Genomic DNA, 19,561 nt, shown 5'->3' on the forward strand with positions numbered 1-19,561 from the left:
AAGAGGGAGATGCGCGTGCACCCTTCCCCCGCGAGGGCCTGGCGGAGAAAGTGGCACTGCGGGGCTCCGGGGGCCGGAGGCGTGTCCGAGGCGCGGACTACGGCGCGCAGGCCAGCAGCCTGGAACGAGAGGTGGTGGGCCCGGAGGGACTCGAACCCCCGACATCCACGGTGTAAGCGTGGCGCTCTAACCAGCTGAGCTACAGGCCCTGGCAGCGCAGCAAGGATACCGGCCGTCCGCCGCCTGGATCCGCGACGGCGCGCGTCAGACCTCGGCGAGCGCCTCGCGGTACGCGTCGAGGTCGCGACGCCGGCCGCGGGGGCTCACGAGCGACCAGCGCACGATGCCGTCGGCGTCGACGAGGAACGACCCCCGCAGCGGGTGCCCGGACTCCTCGTCGAAGACGCCGTACGCGCGGGACGCCTCCCCGTGCGGCCAGAAGTCGCTCAGCAGGTCGAACCCGAAGCCCTCGGCCGCCTGCCACGCCTTGAGGCTGAAGACGGGGTCGGTGGAGACGGCGAGGAGCCGGACCCCGGCCGTCTCGAAGTCCTCGATGTTGTCGCGCAGCTCGCACAGCTCGCTCGTGCAGATGCCGGAGAACGCGAACGGGTAGAACACGACGAGCACGGTCTCGCCGCGCAGGTCGGCCAGGTGCACGGGCGTGCCGTGCGTGTCCGGCAGCGTGAAGTCCGGCGCCGGGTCGCCGGGCCGCAGAGCGGGCTCCGGCGCGGTCCGCAGGTCCTGGGCGGCCACGTCAGCGCCCGCGACCCCGGTTGGCCAGCTTCGTCGCCGACCAGTCGCGCGCGACGGCGAACGTGCTCGTCGCATGGAGACCCGCCGTCGTCGCGGCCTCCTGGATCTCGTCGTGGCCCACGTGCCCGTCACGGCCCGGCTTGAGCGTGAGCAGCCAGATGAGCCCGCCGTCGTCGAGCACGGTCTGCGCGTCGACGAGCATGTCCGTGAGGTCGCCGTCCTCCTCGCGCCACCAGATGATCACGCCGTCGGTGACGTCGTCGTAGTCCTCGTCGACGAGCTCGCTCCCGACGACGGCCTCCAGATCGGCGCGCAGGTCGTCGTCGACGTCATCGCCCCATCCGAACTCCTGCACCACCTGTCCGGGCTTGAACCCGAGGCGTGCGGCCAGGGAATCCGCCTGCTGTCCCACGTGGTCCTTCGTTCCTCTCGTTGTCCGACGACGACCGCCGGGCCCGGTCGTGCGCCCTGCGTGCGCCCAACGTAGTCCACCCGAGGCACCGACGCCTCGGCAAGGCCTCCCGCAGCCCGGCTGCGTCCACCAGGTGGGAAGCATGACGCATATCACGCATCCTTGACTGCTCGATGGTGTGCCCGGGGAGGATCTGGGGACACAATGAGTGATGACCACCTGTACGTGGAGTGCGCCGTCGCCACCGTGACGGCGCGGTACCCACGCGACGGGGACGCCCTGAAGGGGCTCGCGCGACGACCACGTCGCCGCCTGCCCGCAGAAGAGAGAGGTTGCTGGTGGCTTCGTACGACGAGACCGGACCGCTGATCAATGGTCTGCTCAGCGCTGTGCCGGACATCGACCCCGCCGAGACGGCGGAGTGGGTCGAGTCCTTCGACGGCCTGATCGACGACAAGGGCGGCCCCCGCGCCCGGTACGTGATGCTCAACCTGCTGCGTCGCGCCCGCGAGCGGAACATCCAGATCCCGGTGCCGATGGCGACCCCCTACGTCAACACGATCGGGGTGCACGAGGAGCCGTACTTCCCCGGCGACGAGGCGATCGAGCGCCGCTACCGCTCGTGGATCCGCTGGAACGCCGCCGTCATGGTCACCCGTGCGCAGCGGCCGGGCCTGTCCGTGGGCGGCCACATCTCCTCCTACGCCTCGTCGGCGACGCTGTACGAGGTGGGCCTCAACCACTTCTTCCGCGGCAAGGACCACCCGGGCGGCGGCGACCAGGTCTACTTCCAGGGCCATTCCTCCCCCGGCCTCTACGCGCGCGCCTACCTCGAGGGCCGCATCAGCGAGCAGCAGCTCGACGGCTTCCGTCAGGAGAAGTCGCACCCGGGCGGCGGCCTGCCGTCGTACCCGCACCCGCGCCTCATGCCCGACTTCTGGGAGTTCCCGACCGTCTCCATGGGTCTCGGCCCGGCGTCGGCGATCTACCAGGCGTGGACCAACAAGTACCTGCACAACCGCGGCATCAAGGACACGAGCCAGCAGGACGTCTGGGCGTTCCTCGGCGACGGCGAGATGGACGAGCCTGAGTCGCGCGGCATGATCCAGCACGCGGCGCACCAGGGCCTCGACAACCTGACGTTCGTCGTCAACTGCAACCTGCAGCGCCTCGACGGCCCGGTCCGCGGCAACGGCAAGATCATCCAGGAGCTCGAGGCGCAGTTCCGCGGCGCCGGCTGGAACGTCATCAAGGTCATCTGGGGCCGCGAGTGGGACGCCCTGCTCAACGCCGACAAGGACCGCGCGCTCGTCAACCTGATGAACGCGACGCCGGACGGCGACTTCCAGACGTACCGCGCCGAGTCGGGCGCGTTCATCCGCGAGCACTTCTTCGGCCGCGACCCCCGCACCAAGGCCCTCGTCGAGAACATGACCGACGAGGACATCTGGAACATGAAGCGCGGCGGTCACGACTACCGCAAGATCTACGCCGCGTACGCGGCGGCGCGCGCCCACACCGGCCAGCCGACCGTGATCCTCGCCCAGACGGTCAAGGGCTACGGCCTCGGGTCGGGCTTCGCGGGCCGCAACGCCACGCACCAGATGAAGAAGCTCAAGGGCGACGAGCTCAAGGCGCTGCGCGACTCTCTGCACATCCCGATCACGGACGAGCAGATCGACGCCGACCCGTACCTGCCGCCGTACTACCACCCGGGCCCGGACGACGAGGCGATCCAGTACATGCTGGACCGGCGCCGTCACCTCGGCGGGTTCCTGCCCGAGCGGCGGACCAAGGCCGAGCCGCTGAAGCTGCCCGAGCCGAAGACGTACGAGCTGCTGAAGAAGGGGTCGGGCAACCAGGAGGTCGCCTCGACGATGGCCTTCGTGCGGCTCCTCAAGGACCTCATGAAGGACAAGGAGTTCGGCAAGCGGATCGTGCCGATCATCCCCGACGAGGCCCGCACCTTCGGCCTGGACTCGATCTTCCCGAGCGCGAAGATCTTCAACACCCAGGGCCAGAACTACCTCGCCGTGGACCGCGAGCTCATGCTGAGCTACAAGGAGTCCGAGGCCGGGCAGATCATGCACACCGGCATCAACGAGGCCGGCTCGGCCGCCGCGTTCCAGGCCGTGGGCACGTCGTACGCGACGCACGGTCAGCACATGGTGCCGGTCTACATCTTCTACTCGATGTTCGGCTTCCAGCGCACCGGCGACCAGTTCTGGGCCGCGGGCGACCAGCTCACGCGCGGCTTCGTCATCGGCGCGACGGCTGGGCGCACCACCCTGACGGGTGAGGGCCTCCAGCACGCCGACGGCCACTCGCCGCTGCTCGCCGCCACGAACACCGCGTTCGTCCAGTACGACCCTGCGTACGGCTACGAGATCCGCCACATCGTGCGCGACGGCATCGAGCGCATGTACGGCGACGGGTCCGACGGCCGCGACCAGAACGTCATGTACTACCTCACGGTGTACAACGAGCCGATGGTCCAGCCGGCCGAGCCGGAGGACGTCGACGTCGAGGGCATCGTGCGCGGCATCCACCGCATCGCGACGTCCGACGTCGAGGGCCCGAAGGTCCAGCTCCTCGCGTCGGGCGTCGGCGTGCCGTGGGCTCTCGAGGCGCAGCAGCTGCTCGCCGAGGACTGGGGCGTGTCGGCCGACGTCTGGTCGGTCACGAGCTGGAACGAGCTGCGCCGCGACGCGCTGGCCGCCGAGCACGACGCGCTCGTCGCCCCGTCGTCCGAGCCCCGCGTCCCGTACGTGACGCAGAAGCTGTCGGACGCGCAGGGTCAGGTCTTCGTCGCGACGAGCGACTACGACCACCTGGTCCCCGACCAGATCCGCGCCTGGGTGCCGGGCGACTACGCGGTGCTCGGCGCCGACGGTTTCGGGTTCTCCGACACCCGCGCCGCCGCCCGCCGGCACTTCCTCATCGACGGCCCGTCGATGGTGGTCAAGACGCTGCAGCAGCTCGCCCGCCGCGGCGACGTGCCGAGCGACGTCGTCGCCAAGGCCGTCGAGAAGTACAACCTGCTCGACGTCACCGCCGGCACGTCCGGCAGCGCCGGCGGCGAGTCCTGACCTTCTCGCCGAGGTAGCGCGCGGCGCGACGAGGTAGCGCGGGGCCCCGGACCGATCGGTCCGGGGCCCCGTTCGTTGCGCTACCTCGTCGCCTCGCGCGCTACCTCGGCGGATGGTGCGCTACCTCGGCGGGTGGTGCGCTACTTCGGGGAGGCCTGCTCGGCGTCGGCGATGGCCCGCTCGAGCTCGGCGCGCACGGGCGCGACGGCGGCCTGGTCAGGGTGCAGCGACAGGGACTCGAGGTGCTGGCGCGCCTCGAAGGCGCGGTCGGCCTCGAGCGCGGCGAGCACGAGCTGCCGCCCCACTTCCGGGGTGTGCTCGCGGGCCCGCCAGTGCCCCACGCCCAGGCCGAGGGCCTCGACCGGCATCCCGGCGTCGCGCAGGATCGTCAGGCCCTCGGCGAGCGCCCGTCCCTCGGGGTCGCGCTCGGCCGCGGTGGCGAGCCGGCGCACCGCGCCCTCCGGGTCGTCGCCGAGCGAGAGCCGGCCGAGCTCCAGCAGCGGCCGCCACCCGCGCGGGTGCGCGGCGAGCTCCTCGGCGAGCGACCACACCGCCAGGTCCGCGGCGCGCTGCTTCTCGATCTCGTCGCTCGGCGCCGACAGCGGGTCCTCCGGGTTGGGCGACTCCTGGGCCCGCCGGCGCACGATCTCCGCGAGGGCGTGGAAGGCGCGCTCGTCGTTCGGGTCGTCGATGAGCATCGCGCGCAGCGCGTCCTCCTGCACCGTGTCGCCCCGGCGGCGACCCACCGTCGGGCGCCGTGCCCCCACGGTCGAGGCGGAGAACGGTCGACGGATGAGGGCGCGGAGGCGGGGCAGCAGAGCCATGCCCTCGACCCTATCCAATGACGCCGACGCTCGACCGTGCAGCACGCCGTTTGTGCACTCCCCACAACTACCGCCGTATCCTCGGAGGATGCCGAGCCCTGCACCGACCACCGTCTCCCGCGGCGAGAACATCCAGCGCGTCCGTGACGGGCTGGGGATGCTCACCGCCGCGGCGATGCGCCGCCTCGACGAGGAGGTCCCGTGGTACCGCCAGCTGCCGGCCGAGGACCGCTCCTACGTGGGCCTCGTCGCGCAGTCCGGCATCAACGCGTTCGTCTCCTGGTTCGCCGACCCGACGCAGACCCCGCACGGCGTCGGAGAGATGTTCGCGGCGGCCCCGCCCGAGCTCACGCGCTCGATCTCGCTGCAGCACACGCTGCAGCTCGTGCGCATCATGGTCGACGTCGTCGAGTCGCACTCCGACCAGATCGCGGCGCCCGGCTACGAGCGCGAGCTGCGCGAGGCGGTCCTGCGGTACTCGCGCGAGGTCGCGTTCTCGGCCGCCGAGGTCTACGCGCGCGCCGCCGAGGTACGCGGCGCGTGGGACGCCCGGCTGGAGGCCCTGGTCGTCGACGCGCTGCTGCGCGGGGACGACGACGACTCGATCCGCTCGCGCGTGTCGGCGCTCGGGTGGAGCGGCCGCGGCCAGGCGCTCGTCGTGGTCGGCGAGGCCACGTCCAAGCTCGACGACGTGCGCACGGCCGAGCTGCGGCGCGTCGCGCGCCGGGCCGCCGGCGACGCGCTCGTCGGCATCCACGGCGACCGGCTCGTGCTCGTCCTCGGCGGCGAGGGCGACCTCGTGGCGGCGGCGACGTCCCTGCTCGGGCGCTTCGGGCCCGGCCCCGTCGTCATCGGCGGCGTGGTGCCCGACGTGAGCGCGGCGGCACGGTCCGCGCGCGCCGCGCTCGCCGGCCTCGCGGCCGCTCCCGCGTGGCCGCAGGCCCCGCGCCCCGTGCTCGCCGACGACCTGCTGCCCGAGCGCGTCCTCATCGGCGACGCGACCGCGCGCCGCACGCTCGTGACCCAGGCGTACCGACCGCTGCAGGAGGCGACGGGCTCCGTGCTCGAGACGCTCTCGGCCTACCTCGGCACGGGCCGGTCGCTCGAGGCCGCGGCCCGCCGCCTGTACGTGCACCCCAACACGGTGCGCTACCGGTTGCGCAAGGTCTCCGAGATCACCGGCTGGGACCCGCTCGACGCCCGGGAGTCGTTCGTGCTCCAGATGGCGCTCGCGCTCGGCCAGCTCGACCGGGCCGAGCGCCCCTGAGCCGGCGCGTTTGAGGATTCCCACAATCGCCCCCCACCAGGTTGGTGCGGGTCACGACGCGTCGGGCACCCCGCGGGGTGGCACCGTGGGTCCGTGCTCGCCGTCGTCTGCCCTGGACAGGGCTCTCAGACCCCCGGGATGCTCGCGCCGTGGCTCGAGCTGCCCGGCACCGCCGACCTCCTCGACTCGTTCTCGGCCGCGGCCGGGACCGACCTCGTCACGCACGGGACGACGTCGGACGCCGACACGATCCGTGACACCGCCGTCGCCCAGCCGCTGATCGTCGCCTCCTCGCTCGTGTCGCTGCGCACGATCCTCGACGGGCGCGACGCGAGCGAGGTCGTCGACGTCACGGCGGGCCACTCGGTCGGCGAGCTCTCCGCCGCGGCCGTCGCGGGCGTGCTCGACGACGCCGGCGCGGTCGGCCTGGTCTCGCACCGCGCCCGGGCCATGGCCGAGGCGGCCGCCGCGGCCGAGTCCGGGATGAGCGCCGTGGTCGGCGGCGACCCCGACGAGGTCCTCGCGTCGATCGAGGCCGCCGGCCTCTTCCCCGCCAACGTCAACGGCGGCGGCCAGGTCGTGGCCGCAGGCGGGCTCGCCGAGCTCAAGGCCCTCGCCGAGCAGCCGCCGGCGCGTGCCCGCGTCATCCCGCTCCAGGTCGCCGGCGCGTTCCACACGCCGTACATGGAGTCGGCGCGCGCCGCCTTCGAGCAGGTCGCGCGCGGCTGGCTCGCGACCGACCCGCGCCTGCCGCTGCTGAGCGACGCCGACGGCGCCACGTACGACACGCTCGCGCCGGGCTCGCACGGCCACGGCACCGCGGCCGACGTGCTGAGCCGGCTCGCCGCCCAGGTCACGGCGCCCGTGCGGTGGGACCTGTGCCAGGCGACGCTCGCCGAGCGCGGCGTCACCGCGATCCTCGAGCTCGCCCCGGGCGGCGTCCTCGCCGGCCTCGCCAAGCGTTCCCTCAAGGGCGTCGAGCTCGTCGCCGTCAAGTCCCCCGACGACGTCGAGGCCGCGCGCGACCTCGTCGCCCGCCACTCCGTCGTCGGCGGCGCCGGCACGGCCGAGGTGACCGCATGACCGCGCGGCGCACGCTGCGCCAGGCGGAGCCCGTGCGGTACTCCCGCATCCTGTCGATCGCCGGCGAACGCGGCAGCGAGGTCGTCACGAACGACGACATCGCGGGCCCGATCGACTCCTCGGACGAGTGGATCCGCCAGCGCACCGGGATCGTGACGCGGCGCCGCGCGACCGCGGACGTCGACGTGCTCGACCTGTCCGAGGCCGCCGCCCGCAAGGCCCTCGACGCCGCGGGGCTCACCGGCTCCGACGTCGACGCGGTGATCCTGTCGACCATCACGTACTTCCACCAGACGCCGTCGGGCGCCGCGATCCTCGCCGAGCGCCTGGGCGCGACGCCGGCCGCCGCGTACGACATCTCGGCGGCCTGCGCCGGCTACGCCTACGGCATCGGCCAGGCCGACGCGCTCGTGCGCTCGGGCGCCGCCCGGCACGTGCTCGTCATCGGCGCCGAGAAGCTCAGCGACATCATCGACCCGACGGACCGGTCGATCTCGTTCCTCCTCGGCGACGGCGCGGGCGCCGCCGTCGTCGGCCCCTCCGACACGCCGGGCATCGGCCCGACCGTCTGGGGCTCCGACGGCGCCAAGGCGCAGGCGATCCGCCAGACGCACTCGCTGACCGAGCTCGCGCAGGACCCGTCGCTCGGCATGCCCACGCTGCGCCAGGACGGGCCGTCGGTGTTCAAGTGGGCGAGCTTCCAGATGGCCCCGGTCGCCGCGAAGGCGATGGCCGAGGCAGGCGTCGAGCCCGAGGACATCCAGGTCTTCGTCCCGCACCAGGCGAACATGCGGATCATCGACCAGATGGTCAAGCAGCTGCGCCTGCCCGAGGACGTCGCCGTGGCCCGCGACATCGCGGACACCGGCAACACGTCGGCCGCGTCGATCCCGCTGGCGACCGAGCGCCTGCTCGCGGAGGGCTCGGCGGCGTCGGGCGACCTCGCGCTGCAGATCGGGTTCGGCGCCGGGCTCGTCTACGCGGCCCAGGTGGTCGTGCTCCCGTAGCCCGCCACTAACCACCCGACGTCGCGGTGCGGGAGAATCGCACCGCAACACCCACCGACCCGGTGCCGGACGGCCGGTACCCCGTTCAAGGAGAAACCCACCCCATGGCTTACACGTCCCAGGAGATCCTCGAGGGCCTCGCCGAGATCGTCGCCGAGGAGACCGGTCTTCCCACCGACGCCGTCGCCCCCGAGAAGTCCTTCACCGACGACCTCGACATCGACTCGCTGTCGATGATGACGATCGTCACGCACGCCGAGGACAAGTTCGACGTCCGCATCCCCGACGACGACGTCAAGAACCTCACGACCGTCGGCGACGCCGTCAAGTACATCGAGGGCGCCCAGAGCTGACCTGACCTCAGGTCAGCAGCCGCCCCGGGCCGGGGCGGACCGGTGACCCCGGTCCGCCCCGACCGACCCCCACCCGACCAGGAGAGCACCATGACCGCAGCACGCGACGTCGTCGTCACCGGCCTCGGCGCGACCACGCCTCTCGGCGGCGACGCGCCGACCACCTGGGCTGCCGCCCTGGCGGGCGAGTCCGGAGCCCGGACTCTCGAGAACGACTGGGCGGAGAAGTACGGGATCCCCGTGACCTTCGCGGCGACCATCAAGGTCAAGCCGGAGGAGGTGCTCCCCCGCCCCGAGCTCAAGCGCATGGACCCGTCCGCGCAGTACGCGATCATCGCGGCGCGCGAGGCGTGGCAGGACGCGGGCGCCCCCGAGGTCGACGGCGAGCGCCTGGGCGCGGTCGTGTCGTCGGGCATCGGCGGCATCTGGACCACGCTCGACGGCTGGGACCTCCTCAAGGAGCGCGGCGCGCGCCGCATGCTCCCCATGACGGTGCCGATGCTCATGCCGAACTCGGCCGTCGCGTACGTGTCGCTCGAGCTGGGGGCGCAGGCCGGCGCCCACGCGCTCGTGTCCGCGTGCGCCTCCGGCGCCGAGGCCATCGGCTACGCGATCGACATGATCCGCACCGGCCGGGCCGACGTCGTCGTCGCGGGCGGCACCGAGGCCACGATCCACCCCATGCCGATCGCGGCGTTCGCGGCGTCGCGCACCCTGTCGCTGCGCAACGACGACCCGCAGGGCGCCTCGCGCCCGTACGACGTCGACCGCGACGGCTTCGTCATCGGCGAGGGTGCGGCGGTGCTCGTGCTCGAGAGCGCGGAGCACGCCGCCGCGCGCGGCGCGAGCGTGTACGCGCGCATCGCCGGCGTCGGCCTCTCCGCCGACGCGTACCACATCACGTCCCCGGACCCGGACGGCAAGGGTCAGGTCGCGGCCATGCGCCGGGCGCTCGAGGACGCGGGCGTGACGGGTGCGGACGTCGTGCACGTCAACGCGCACGCGACGTCGACCAAGGTCGGCGACCTCACCGAGACCCGGTCCATCCGCGCGCTCCTCGGCGACGACGCGGACCACGTCCAGCTCTCGGCGACCAAGTCGATGACGGGGCACCTGCTGGGTGGCGCGGGCGCGCTCGAGACGCTGTTCGCGGTCAAGGCCGTGTCCGAGCGGCTCGCCCCGCCGACGATCAACGTCGACAACCCCGACCCGGAGCTGCAGGTGCCGCTCGTGCGGTCGGTGCCGGAGAAGCTGCCCGACGGCGACATCGTCGCCATCAACAACTCGTTCGGCTTCGGCGGCCACAACGTCGCGCTGGTGGTCGCGAACGCCTGACGCCGAGCGAGGCACACCCCGGCGAGCAGGCCGGGACGGGATCCTTCCCGTCCCGACCCGTTCCGCGTTCCAGGGCTGCTCCGTCCCCCGGTTCTGACGCCGACCTCTGGCGCACTCGGCCGAGCCGACGTAGCGTGTGGAGCGGCCGCTCTCGTGAGAGCGGCCCGACAGCAGACGAACCTTGGGGGCGGGGTTCGTGACGGCTCGGTGTCATCACGCGCGACGGTCGACGGTGCCGTCCGGCGCTTTCCGAGCCACCTCCTGCTCCCCCGACCCACGCACTCCGCGACGACCGTGACTGGTCTGTCCTTTTCGCGGGGAATCGTCACCAGAAATCACCCGCAAAGGTGCGTCATTTTCGGCTCGTTCGCATGGCGGAGCGTGATCAGGGCAACCTAGCGTCGAGCGCGAGGCCACCAAGGGGGTGGCTCCTCTGCTGCCAAGGGGGCAAACAGTGAGGACATGGCGTGGACACGCGCGTCACAGCGCAGCATCACCACCGGAGAGCCTGAAGAAGGCTCCGCGACACCGCCGCCGCTTCGACCGCAGGACGGTCAAGCGCACGATCGGGATCACCACCGCAGCCGGCGTCGTCGGCGCCGCGGCATTCGCCGGGGCGTCGGTCGCGACCGCCGAACCGACCGACCAGACCGAGGCGCTCGGCAAGTTCCTCGGCGGCAGCACGCTGTCGGTCAACCTTGACGACATCGCCGCGCTCGAGGGCGCGCACGCGGAGTACCCCTCCGGCGAGACGCTCGACACCAACCCGCTCGCCGCCGAGGTGCTCAACGCCGTCGCGGTCGATCTCGGAGACTCCCTCCAGCTCTTCGGGCCCAACGGTGTCATCGCGCTCGGGGCGGTCAACCAGTACGCCGAGGCCGACGCCGAGGGCGCGGCGGCCGCGTCCGGCGCGGTCAGCGACCAGGGCGCGATCTCGGTCGGAGGGTCGGCGGAGTTCCCGTCCGACGCCACCGTGTCGCTCACGCCGCTCCTGCCGGAGCTCGCCGACGGCGTGGTCTCGCAGCTCGACCTCGAGCTGGGGGCGCTGTCCGCGTCGGCTGCCTGGCCGGCCGGCGGCGAGCCCACCGGTGACTACGACATCGCCGGCGCCATGCTGCAGTTCGAGAGCCCGCTCGTCGGCGGTGTCTACACGGACCTGCAGGACGCGATCGTGCCTGTGCAGGGCACGCTCGACGACCTGACCGCCGATCTGACCGACGCGCTCGACGGCCTCATCAACCTGAACCTCGTGGCCGCGCGGTCCACGGGGACCGTCGACGTCACGCTCCCCGATCTGACGACGGTCCTGCCGTCCGGATTCGTCGGGGACGGCGCGGTCCAGGTCAACCTGCAGACCGGCGAGGTCCTCGTCGATCTCGAGCAACTCCTTGCCGAGAACCCGGACCTGCCGGACCTCAACGACCTGCCGGCCAACTACGAGATCCTCAACGGCGACGTCATCGCGGCGATCGGCGAGGCGACGACGAACACCATCACCTCGATCGTCGAGGACGTCGCTGCCGGCGTCCGGACCGCCGTCGAGAACACGGCGGTGTCCGTCGACATCAACTTCGAGGTCCTGACCCCCGACCTTCCGCCCACGTGGACCACCGTCCTCGGGCTCTCCCTCGACGCGACTCTCGCCGAGATCGACAGCGGTGCGGCGGTCGTCGACATCACGACGGTCCCCGGAACCGAGGATCTGCTCGACACACTGCTCGAGCTGCTCGGCCTCGAATCCACCGACGAGCTCGAGTCCGAGGTGCTCAGCCTCCTCCTGGCTCCCATCGGCGACGTCTTCGACGCCGTCGACGGGTTGGACGGCGCGCTCAACAACCTCACGACGGGTCTTGCCACCGAGGTGGTGGACCCGGTCCTCGACGTGGTGACGACCGTCGTGTCGCTCACCGGCAACGTCCAGGAGCAGCCTGGCGACCTGCCGGCTCACGACCCGACGGGTACCGAGTCGTTCACGCAGCGCGCGCTTCAGCTCACGCTGCTGCCGGGCGCCACGCCGCTCGCCCAGGTGAACCTCGCCTCGGCGACCGTGCGAGCCGTGGAAGCGGAGCTCGACCTCGCCGTGACGGTCACGCCGGACGTCGCGGCGCCGGGTGACACGGTGACGGTCGACGGCACCGGCTACACGCCGAGCTCGACGGTCACCGTCGAGATCCGCGACGGCGAGGGCACGGTCATCGCGACCGTCGAGGACGTCCCGACGGACGCGGAGGGTACCTTCACCACGCCCGTCACCATCCCCGGTGACACCGAGCCCGGTGCGTACGTCGCGGTCGGCATCGACGACACGACAGGCCAGGAAGCCGAGGACGCGCTGACCATCGAGGTGGACGGCACCGAGGTGGACGGGACCGAGGTCGACGGGACCGAGGTCGACGGCACCGAGGTCGACGGCACCGAGGTCGACGGCACCGAGGTCGACGGCACCGAGGTCGACGGCACCGAGGTCGACGGCACCGAGGTCGACGGCACCGAGGTCGACGGCACCGAGGTCGACGGCACCGAGGTCGACGGCACCGAGGTCGACGGCACCGAGGTCGACGGCACCGAGGTCGACGGCACCGAGGTCGACGGCACCGAGGTCGACGGCACCGAGGTCGACGGCACCGAGGTCGACGGCACCGAGGTCGACGGCACCGAGGTCGACGGCACCGAGGTCGACGGCACCGAGGTCGACGGCACCGAGGTCGACGGCACCGAGGTCGACGGCACCGAGGTCGACGGCACCGAGGTCGACGGCACCGAGGTCGACGGCACCGAGGTCGACGGCACCGAGGTCGACGGCACCGAGGTCGACGGCACCGAGGTCGACGGCACCGAGGTCGACGGCACCGAGGTCGACGGCACCGAGGTCGACGGCACCGAGGTCGACGGCACCGAGCCTGACGACCCGACGATCACGGTCGAGCCCGACACCGTGTTCCCCGGTGACCAGGTGACGGTGACCGGTGAGGACTGGCCCGCCAGCTCCACGGTCACGGTCGACCTCGTCGACCCGGACGGGAACGTCGTGGCCACGGTCGAGGTCGAGACCGACGAGAACGGCAGCTTCACCACGCCGATCACGGTCCCCGAGGACGCCGTCCCCGGTGACTACACCGTCGAGGCGTGGGACGACGCCGGCAACTTCGCCGACGACGACCTCACGGTCCTGCCGGAGGACCGCGTCCTCAGCTCCGTGTTCGAGAAGCCGCGCGTCCAGCGCGGTGAGGAGCAGACGTTCGTCGCGTGGGGCTTCGAGCCCGGCGAGCAGGTCCAGGCCCGGATCAACTCCGAGCCGCTCACGCTCCCGGTCCGCACGGCCGACGCAGAGGGTCGGGTCAGCTGGACCTTCGTGGTCCCGGCCGACTTCGAGGTCGGTCCGCACACCGGCACGGCGACGAGCGTCGAGGTAGGCGACTCGACGACGGCGGCGTTCGCCGTCTACGCCGAGACGTCGTCGGGTGGCGGCACCGGCGGTACCGGTGGTGCCGGCGGCACGGGTAAGACCGGCGGTGGCGGCATGCTGCCGAAGACGGGCGCCGACTCGGCGGCCTACCTCGGCCTGGCCCTGCTCCTGATCGGGACGGGCACCGCGGCGGTGATCGGCGCGAAGCGCCGGACCCGCTCCGCGAAGGGCTGATCCGCCAGTACCCGGTAGTACGGTCGGCCCGGCGTGACCTTCCAGGCCACGCCGGGTCGGCCGCTACAGGGCCACGTCACAGGAGATCACCAGTGCCTTCCACGACCACCTCGCGAGCCACCTGGGTCAAGCTGGTGGCAGCCGCGCTCGCGCTCGTCGTCACGGTGCACACGGCCGCGACGTTCCTGTGGATCGCACCGAGGAACGCGATCAGCACCGCGGCGGCGGAGCCGCTCGAGGCGTACATGGAACCGGTGTTCCAGCAGAACTGGTCACTCTTCGCCCCGACGCCGATCAACGTGGAGAACTCGCTCGAGGTCCGCGCCCTGGACGAGGACCTCAACCCGACGGCGTGGGTCGACGTGACGGACCTCGAGATCTCCGCCAACCTCACGCACCACGTGTTCCCCAACCGTGCGAGCCGGCCGACGCGCATGCTCGCAGCCCGCGCCGGCGCGCAGTTCCGCAAGCTCTCCGACGCCGAGCTGCAGGTCCTCGGCGGTCACTATCACGAGAACGCCTGGCCCCGGCTCGCGGAAGCGCTCGAGGAGGCGGACGGCAGCTCGTCCGAGGCACGCCGGGACCTCGTTCTCGCCTACGACCGTGCCATGGCCGCGTACGCGACGGAGTTCGTCCGCGCGACGGTCACCGAGATCGAGCCCGCCTACGTCCAGTTCCGGGTCGTCCGTCAGCCCGCCGCACGGTTCTCGGCCCGTGACGGCGAACCGCCTGCGGCGACGACCTACACGTTCGGCAGGCGCCCGCTGTACGAGTTCCCGCGCCAGGACAGCGACGCGTTCCGGGCGGCGATCGAGAGGTTCCGGCCATGACGACGACGATCGCCTCCGCACACCGGCAGGCGTCCGACCGGCTCGACGCCGCGCTGCGCTGGGTGTGCGACGACCGCAGGGCGACCTACGGCACGGCGCTGGTCCGCATGGCGTTCGGCGGCGGCGCCTTCGTCTTCCTGCTCACCCACCTGCAGAACCGCGAGTACCTGTGGGGCGAGGCGGCGCGCTGGGCCGCACCGCTCGACTCCAACGGCGGTTTCGGCGCTCCGTTCACGCTCTTCGCGGGCGGGCTCGCGTCCGTTCCGCTCACGGTCGCCTACGTCGTGCTCCTCGTGCTCGCGGCGCTCGTGACGGTCGGCTGGCGGGCACGCTGGGTGACCCCCGTCTTCCTCGTGATGTGGGTCAGCCTGCTCGAGTCGAACCCCCTGACGGGCGACCAGAGCGACAACATCTTCCGCATCCTGCTGCTCTACCTGTGCTTCGCCGACCTCGGCGGCCGCTGGTCGCTCGACGCCCGCCGCCGCGCCCGCGAGCTGGCGCGGTACGGGGTCCCCCGGCCGCTCGGCCGGTTCGGGTCCGCCCGGGCCAACGCGGCCGCCGTCCAGCTCGGCACGTTGCTGCACAACTTCGCCGTGATCATGGCCGCGGCGCAGATCTGCCTCATCTACGTGGCGTCCGGGCTCTACAAGGCCCAGGGCGCGCGGTGGCAGGACGGCACGGCGATCTACTACCCGCTGCAGCTCTCCCACTACCGGCCCTGGCCGTGGCTCGCCGACCTGCTCGTCCAGAACCCGCTGATGGTCACCCTCGTGACCTACTTCTCGGTGTTCATCCAGCTGTTCTTCCCGCTCATGCTGCTGCAGCGCTGGACGCGCATCGTCGCGATCGCCGGTGTGCTGGCGATGCACACGGGCATCGCCGTCGCGATGGGCCTGCCGTTCTTCTCGCTGTTCATCATGGCCGGCGACTGCCTCTTCGTCCGGGACCGGACCTTCGCCGCGGTCGAGCGCCGGGTACGGACGTGGCTCGGCCGCGTCGTCCGTCACCTCCCCGGTCCGCGGGGGCACGACGGCGGCACTCGCGACGGTACGCCCGCTCGCGAACCCGAGCAGGTGCCGGTGCCCTGACGTCGAGCAACCAGCAGGGACGACGGAGCCCCGCCGGCCGTGCGGCCGGCGGGGCTCCGTCGCGGGAGGGACGGACGGAGGCGCTACCCGACGCGGTGCAGCCAGCGCACGGGCGCGCCGGCACCCGCGTAGCGGAAGGGCTCGAGCTCGTCGTCCCAGGCGGTGCCGAGCGCGAGGTCGAGGGCGTCACGCATGGCGCGCGGGTCGTGGGCGAGGTCGAGGGCCGCACGGATGCGGTCCTCGGGCACGACGACGTTGCCGTGGACGTCCGTCATGGCGTGGAAGATGCCGAGGTCGGGGGTGTGCGACCACCGCGCGCCGTCGGCGCCGTGGCTCGCCTCCTCCGTCACCTCGTAGCGCAGGTGGTCCCACCCGCGCAGGGCAGACGCCAGCCGGGCGCCCGTGCCCTGGGCGCCCTGCCACGAGTACTCCGCGCGGTAGAGGCCGCGGCCGGCCGGCTGGGGCGTCCAGTCGAACGACACGCGAGTACCGAGCACGTTGCCCGCCGCCCACTCGAGGTGGGGGCACAGTGCCCGGGGTGCAGAGTGCACGAAAAGCACACCGCGGGTGATGGCTCCGGCCATGTTGTCCTCCCTGGTTCCGAGGTCCGTCTTCCCCTACGTCCTCGAAGCCGAGCGGAGGTGCTGGTCAGCGCCCACCGAGCGGTGTCAATCTGTCTTCTCGTCACATCGTGCCGGACGTTCGGCGCAGATGCGAGACGAATCACCCGCTGTCTGAGGCTTTCTCAGGAAGTTCAGAGCCTCTCGCGCAGCTCGCGCATGGCCTTCTTGCGCACGCTGCGCTCCAGGCGGTCGAGGTAGAGCTTGCCGTCGAGGTGGTCGCACTCGTGCTGCAGGCAGCGCGCCATGAGCCCCGTGCCCTCGACGACGATCTCCTCACCCTCGAGGTTGGTGCCCACCACGCGGGCGTACCAGGCGCGCGTCGTCGGGTACCAGAGGCCCGGGACCGACAGGCAGCCCTCGTCGCCGTCCTGGAGCTCCTCGGAGAGCTCGACGATCCGCGGGTTCAGCACGTAGCCGATCTCGTCGTCGACGTTCCACGAGAAGGCCCGGAGGTTCACGCCGATCTGGTTCGCGGCGAGGCCGGCGCGACCGTCGGCGTCGACCGTGTCGACCAGGTCCTCGACCAGCCCGCGCACGCGGTCGTCGATCGTGGTGATCTCCTCGCACGGGGTACGCAGCACGGGGTCGGGCAGCACCCGGATCTCTCGCATCGCCATGGTCCGCATTGTTCCAGATCGGGCGCCACGTCACGCTCCCCCTGGGGAGCGCCCCTGCGCTCCGGTAGGCTCACCGCCGCGCCCCGTTAGCTCAGCTGGTCAGAGCAGGAGACTCATAATCTCTCGGTCGCGGGTTCAAGTCCTGCACGGGGCACGACGCTGCTACCTCATCCCGTAGGCGAGCGCGGCGACGCCGACGAGCGCCAGCCCGCCGAGGGTGAGCGCGACGAACCCTCCGACGGCGCACGCCCCCCCCGGCTCCGCCGGTAGCCGGTGACGATCGCCTGCAGCAGCCAGGCGCCCGCCGCGACGACGACGGCGGTGACGGCGGTCGGGCGGCCCGCCGCCGTGACGCCGTCGTACGAGGCGGCCCAGCTCTCCCACATCGCCACCCACACCAGGTAGGCGGGGACGAGCACCTGACCGAACACGCACACCAGTCCTGTGGCGACGGCGAGCCCGACGTCGCGAGAGTCGGCGGACCGGTGGGCACGCCCATCGCGCTCGACGGACGCCTCGTCGCTCGGGTTCGGCACGGCCGGCGGTGACGTCATGGCTCCATCCTGCCCCGCTACCGTGTTGCCATGTGGTTCCGCCGCACCTCGCTGCCCGACGACGCCCGCCGCGCGCTCGACGTCCCCCGGGGCGAGAAGATCCTCGCCACCGCGGCGCTGGCCGACGGCAGCTGGGCGGTCGCGACGACGGCCGAGCTCGCCGTCGTGCAGGAGCGCCCCGGCCGCGTGGCGATGCGGCGGCCGTGGTGGGACGTCGACCGGGCGGCGTTCGACCCCGAGCGGTCGATCGTCACGGTCGAGTGGGTCGACGCCGAACCGGATCTGCGGCTCCCCCTGACCGACCCCGAGCGCACACCGTTCCCCCAGGTGCTGCGCGAACGCGTGCAGTGGTCGGTCGTCATCGCGGAGGTCGTCGGGCTGCCCGGCGGACGTGAGGTCAAGGTCGCGGTACGGCGTACGACGTCGGGCGAGCTGTTCTCGCAGGCCGTGGCCGGAGCCGGCGTCGACCTCGAGGACCCCACCGTCGCGCACGTCGTGGACGCGGCGGAGGACCGGTTGCGGTCCGCCGCGGGCCTGTGAGGTGACCTCGACCACCGCGCGCCCAAACCGGTCCGAAGCACCCTCCGAGGGCTGGTAGAGTTCTACCCGGCCGATCGCCCGGAGGCGGTCGCGTCGCGATCCCGCGTAGCTCAGCTGGCAGAGCATCCGACTGTTAATCGGACGGTCGTAGGTTCAAGTCCTACCGCGGGAGCCACGAGGCCCGGAACCTTCTTAGGTTCCGGGCCTTCTCCGTGTGCGCAGGTTCCGCTGCGGCCAGGGCGCGTAGGGTGCCGTGCAGAGCGTCCCCGCGCGCTCGATCCTCCTGACCGGTGGCCCGCACCCGTCGGCGTCGCGGAGGACGAAGGTGGTCACCATGCCGTCGCGGTGGACCGGTTCGGCAGCCTCGACGTACCTGGCGGTCGGCACGGTCGCGGTGCGGGGGCGAACGTGCCGCGAGACCGCCGGAAGGTTCCGAGATGACCAGCCACCGCGCTCTCAAGAGGCTCGTCCGCGCGCGCATGCAGCGCACCGGCGAGTCGTACACGACCGCCCACCGCCATGTCACGGCGCACCGGGTGGGCAACCGTGGGCCAGGTACCGGCCACCGCGAGTCGGCGCTCGTGCGCACGATGCTCGCCCGCGCAGGTCTCGACCTCACCGAGGCGACGGTGTGCGGCCTCGGCGGCGGCATCGGCTTCCTCTACGCCGTCTTCGAGTACGACGCCGTGCCCTACCCGCTCCTCACCGTGGTGACCCAGCACCACCCGACACCCTGGGTCGACGCCGTCGCCGACCACCTGGGCCTGGAGCTGTCGGCCGTCCGATCGGCCGCGACCGACGCGGCGATCCGCAAGCTCGCCCGCTCGCTCGACGAGGGCCTCGCCGCCTGGATCGTCGTCGCCCGGGGAGTTCTGCCCTGGCACGACGACGTGTCGCCACTGGAACAGGCCGACCCCTATCCCCTGGTGGTGACCGGCCTCGACGGCGACCGCTTCGTGGTGCTCGATCGCGAGGAGCACCTGCTGTCCCGTGACCGCCTCGCACCGGCGTGGGCAGGCCACCGGAAGGGCAGGTTCGCGATCTCCACAGTCCGCCCGGGCGGCGCCACCGACCTCACCGCTGCCCGCCGCGCCGCGACCGCCACGACCTACCGCCACCTGACCGGGCCGGTCCTCGGCAACAGCTTCGACGTCAACTTCGGGCTCAGCGGGATGCGGCGCCTCCGCGACGACCTCGCCGACACCACGAGCAGACGAGGGTGGCGGCGCCGCTTCGGTGCGGAACCGGCGTACGCCGTCGGGCTGGAGCGGCTGGCCGACTGCCTGACCTGGGCGTACGGGTCGCCGGGCGCGACGCGGCCGGCGTACGCCGAGTTCCTCATGGAGGCGGGTCTCCCCGACGCGGCCGTCCTCGCCCGAGAGGCCGGGAGCCGCTGGGCCGCGATCGCCGACGCCGCGGCGCGGGCGACCGAGGTGGAGCCGGGAGCGATGTTCGCCGACCTCGCCGCGCGCGTCGACGAGGTCGTGGCCGTGGAGGAGCGGCTGGCCGACGACCTCGGCCGGTCCGTCGCCGGCTGACCCCGGGC

Annotated in this window: 17 protein-coding genes and 3 tRNA genes; 13 read left to right on the plus strand and 7 right to left on the minus strand. The window is 72.4% G+C overall.

Features of this window, described 5'->3' with window-relative positions:
• Positions 1–132: 132 nt before the first annotated feature.
• The 3 genes from ISOVA_RS09630 to ISOVA_RS09640 form a co-directional block, all read right to left on the minus strand.
• Positions 133–209: transfer RNA gene (locus tag ISOVA_RS09630), tRNA-Val, on the minus strand.
• Between the two features lie 55 nt (positions 210–264).
• A complete protein-coding gene (locus ISOVA_RS09635; protein WP_013839041.1) occupies positions 265–753 on the minus strand; it encodes a peroxiredoxin in 489 nt (162 codons plus the stop codon).
• Between the two features lies 1 nt (position 754).
• Positions 755–1,165 (minus strand): DUF3052 domain-containing protein, encoded by a 411-nt coding sequence (locus ISOVA_RS09640; RefSeq protein ID WP_013839042.1) that lies wholly within the window; start codon positions 1,163–1,165, stop codon positions 755–757.
• A 338-nt stretch (positions 1,166–1,503) separates the two neighbouring features.
• Between ISOVA_RS09640 and aceE the strand changes: the two genes are divergently transcribed.
• The gene (aceE, locus tag ISOVA_RS09645; protein WP_013839043.1) at positions 1,504–4,254 is read left to right on the plus strand and encodes a pyruvate dehydrogenase (acetyl-transferring), homodimeric type; all 2,751 of its coding nucleotides are present in this window, start codon (positions 1,504–1,506) and stop codon (positions 4,252–4,254) included.
• A gap of 140 nt (positions 4,255–4,394) precedes the next feature.
• Here the strand turns inward: aceE and ISOVA_RS09650 are convergent, their stop codons facing one another.
• The gene (locus tag ISOVA_RS09650) at positions 4,395–5,078 is read right to left on the minus strand and encodes a hypothetical protein (protein WP_013839044.1); all 684 of its coding nucleotides are present in this window, start codon (positions 5,076–5,078) and stop codon (positions 4,395–4,397) included.
• An 88-nt stretch (positions 5,079–5,166) separates the two neighbouring features.
• Between ISOVA_RS09650 and ISOVA_RS09655 the strand changes: the two genes are divergently transcribed.
• The 8 genes from ISOVA_RS09655 (at position 5,167) to ISOVA_RS09690 (ending at position 15,681) form a co-directional block, all read left to right on the plus strand.
• A complete protein-coding gene (locus ISOVA_RS09655; RefSeq protein WP_013839045.1) occupies positions 5,167–6,345 on the plus strand; it encodes a PucR family transcriptional regulator in 1,179 nt (392 codons plus the stop codon).
• Between the two features lie 93 nt (positions 6,346–6,438).
• The gene (locus tag ISOVA_RS09660) at positions 6,439–7,428 is read left to right on the plus strand and encodes an ACP S-malonyltransferase (RefSeq protein ID WP_013839046.1); all 990 of its coding nucleotides are present in this window, start codon (positions 6,439–6,441) and stop codon (positions 7,426–7,428) included.
• A complete protein-coding gene (locus ISOVA_RS09665) occupies positions 7,425–8,435 on the plus strand; it encodes a beta-ketoacyl-ACP synthase III (protein WP_013839047.1) in 1,011 nt (336 codons plus the stop codon). The genes ISOVA_RS09660 and ISOVA_RS09665 overlap by 4 nt, the downstream gene beginning before the upstream one ends.
• Before the next feature lie 104 nt (positions 8,436–8,539).
• Positions 8,540–8,788 (plus strand): acyl carrier protein, encoded by a 249-nt coding sequence (locus ISOVA_RS09670; RefSeq protein ID WP_013839048.1) that lies wholly within the window; start codon positions 8,540–8,542, stop codon positions 8,786–8,788.
• A gap of 90 nt (positions 8,789–8,878) precedes the next feature.
• A complete protein-coding gene (locus ISOVA_RS09675) occupies positions 8,879–10,123 on the plus strand; it encodes a beta-ketoacyl-[acyl-carrier-protein] synthase family protein (RefSeq protein WP_013839049.1) in 1,245 nt (414 codons plus the stop codon).
• Between the two features lie 454 nt (positions 10,124–10,577).
• On the plus strand, positions 10,578–13,763 hold the full coding sequence (locus ISOVA_RS09680) for a choice-of-anchor G family protein (RefSeq protein WP_013839050.1): 3,186 nt from the start codon (positions 10,578–10,580) through the stop codon (positions 13,761–13,763).
• Positions 13,764–13,855: 92 nt separating this feature from the next.
• Entirely contained in the window at positions 13,856–14,593 is a 738-nt protein-coding gene (locus ISOVA_RS15545) for a DUF5819 family protein (RefSeq protein WP_013839051.1), read from the plus strand.
• Positions 14,590–15,681 carry an HTTM domain-containing protein gene (locus ISOVA_RS09690; RefSeq protein WP_013839052.1) on the plus strand — a complete coding sequence of 364 codons (1,092 nt, stop codon included), beginning with the start codon at positions 14,590–14,592 and terminating at the stop codon, positions 15,679–15,681. Before ISOVA_RS15545 ends, ISOVA_RS09690 begins: the two co-directional genes overlap by 4 nt.
• 83 nt (positions 15,682–15,764) lie before the next feature.
• Here ISOVA_RS09690 and ISOVA_RS09695 read toward each other — a convergent pair whose 3' ends face one another.
• Positions 15,765–16,265, minus strand: coding sequence for a DUF3145 domain-containing protein (locus ISOVA_RS09695; RefSeq protein ID WP_013839053.1), 501 nt, complete (start codon positions 16,263–16,265; stop codon positions 15,765–15,767).
• Positions 16,266–16,435: 170 nt separating this feature from the next.
• On the minus strand, positions 16,436–16,921 hold the full coding sequence (gene def, locus ISOVA_RS09700) for a peptide deformylase (protein ID WP_041294839.1): 486 nt from the start codon (positions 16,919–16,921) through the stop codon (positions 16,436–16,438).
• Positions 16,922–17,001: 80 nt separating this feature from the next.
• Here def and ISOVA_RS09705 point away from each other — a divergent pair.
• A tRNA-Ile gene (locus ISOVA_RS09705) sits at positions 17,002–17,075 on the plus strand.
• A gap of 13 nt (positions 17,076–17,088) precedes the next feature.
• Here ISOVA_RS09705 and ISOVA_RS09710 read toward each other — a convergent pair.
• The gene (locus ISOVA_RS09710) at positions 17,089–17,475 is read right to left on the minus strand and encodes a hypothetical protein (RefSeq protein WP_013839055.1); all 387 of its coding nucleotides are present in this window, start codon (positions 17,473–17,475) and stop codon (positions 17,089–17,091) included.
• Between the two features lie 30 nt (positions 17,476–17,505).
• Here ISOVA_RS09710 and ISOVA_RS09715 point away from each other — a divergent pair, with 30 nt between their 5' ends.
• The 3 genes from ISOVA_RS09715 (at position 17,506) to ISOVA_RS16765 (ending at position 19,553) form a co-directional block, all read left to right on the plus strand.
• Complete coding sequence (locus ISOVA_RS09715; protein ID WP_013839056.1) at positions 17,506–18,015, plus strand: hypothetical protein; 510 nt, start codon at positions 17,506–17,508, stop codon at positions 18,013–18,015.
• A 99-nt stretch (positions 18,016–18,114) separates the two neighbouring features.
• Positions 18,115–18,190, plus strand: a tRNA-Asn gene (locus ISOVA_RS09720).
• A gap of 262 nt (positions 18,191–18,452) precedes the next feature.
• The gene (locus ISOVA_RS16765; protein WP_013839057.1) at positions 18,453–19,553 is read left to right on the plus strand and encodes a BtrH N-terminal domain-containing protein; all 1,101 of its coding nucleotides are present in this window, start codon (positions 18,453–18,455) and stop codon (positions 19,551–19,553) included.
• The last annotated feature ends 8 nt before the right edge of the window (positions 19,554–19,561 follow it).

Origin of the sequence: Isoptericola variabilis 225 (assembly GCF_000215105.1) — a bacterium.
Taxonomy (GTDB): Bacteria; Actinomycetota; Actinomycetes; order Actinomycetales; family Cellulomonadaceae; genus Isoptericola; species Isoptericola variabilis_A.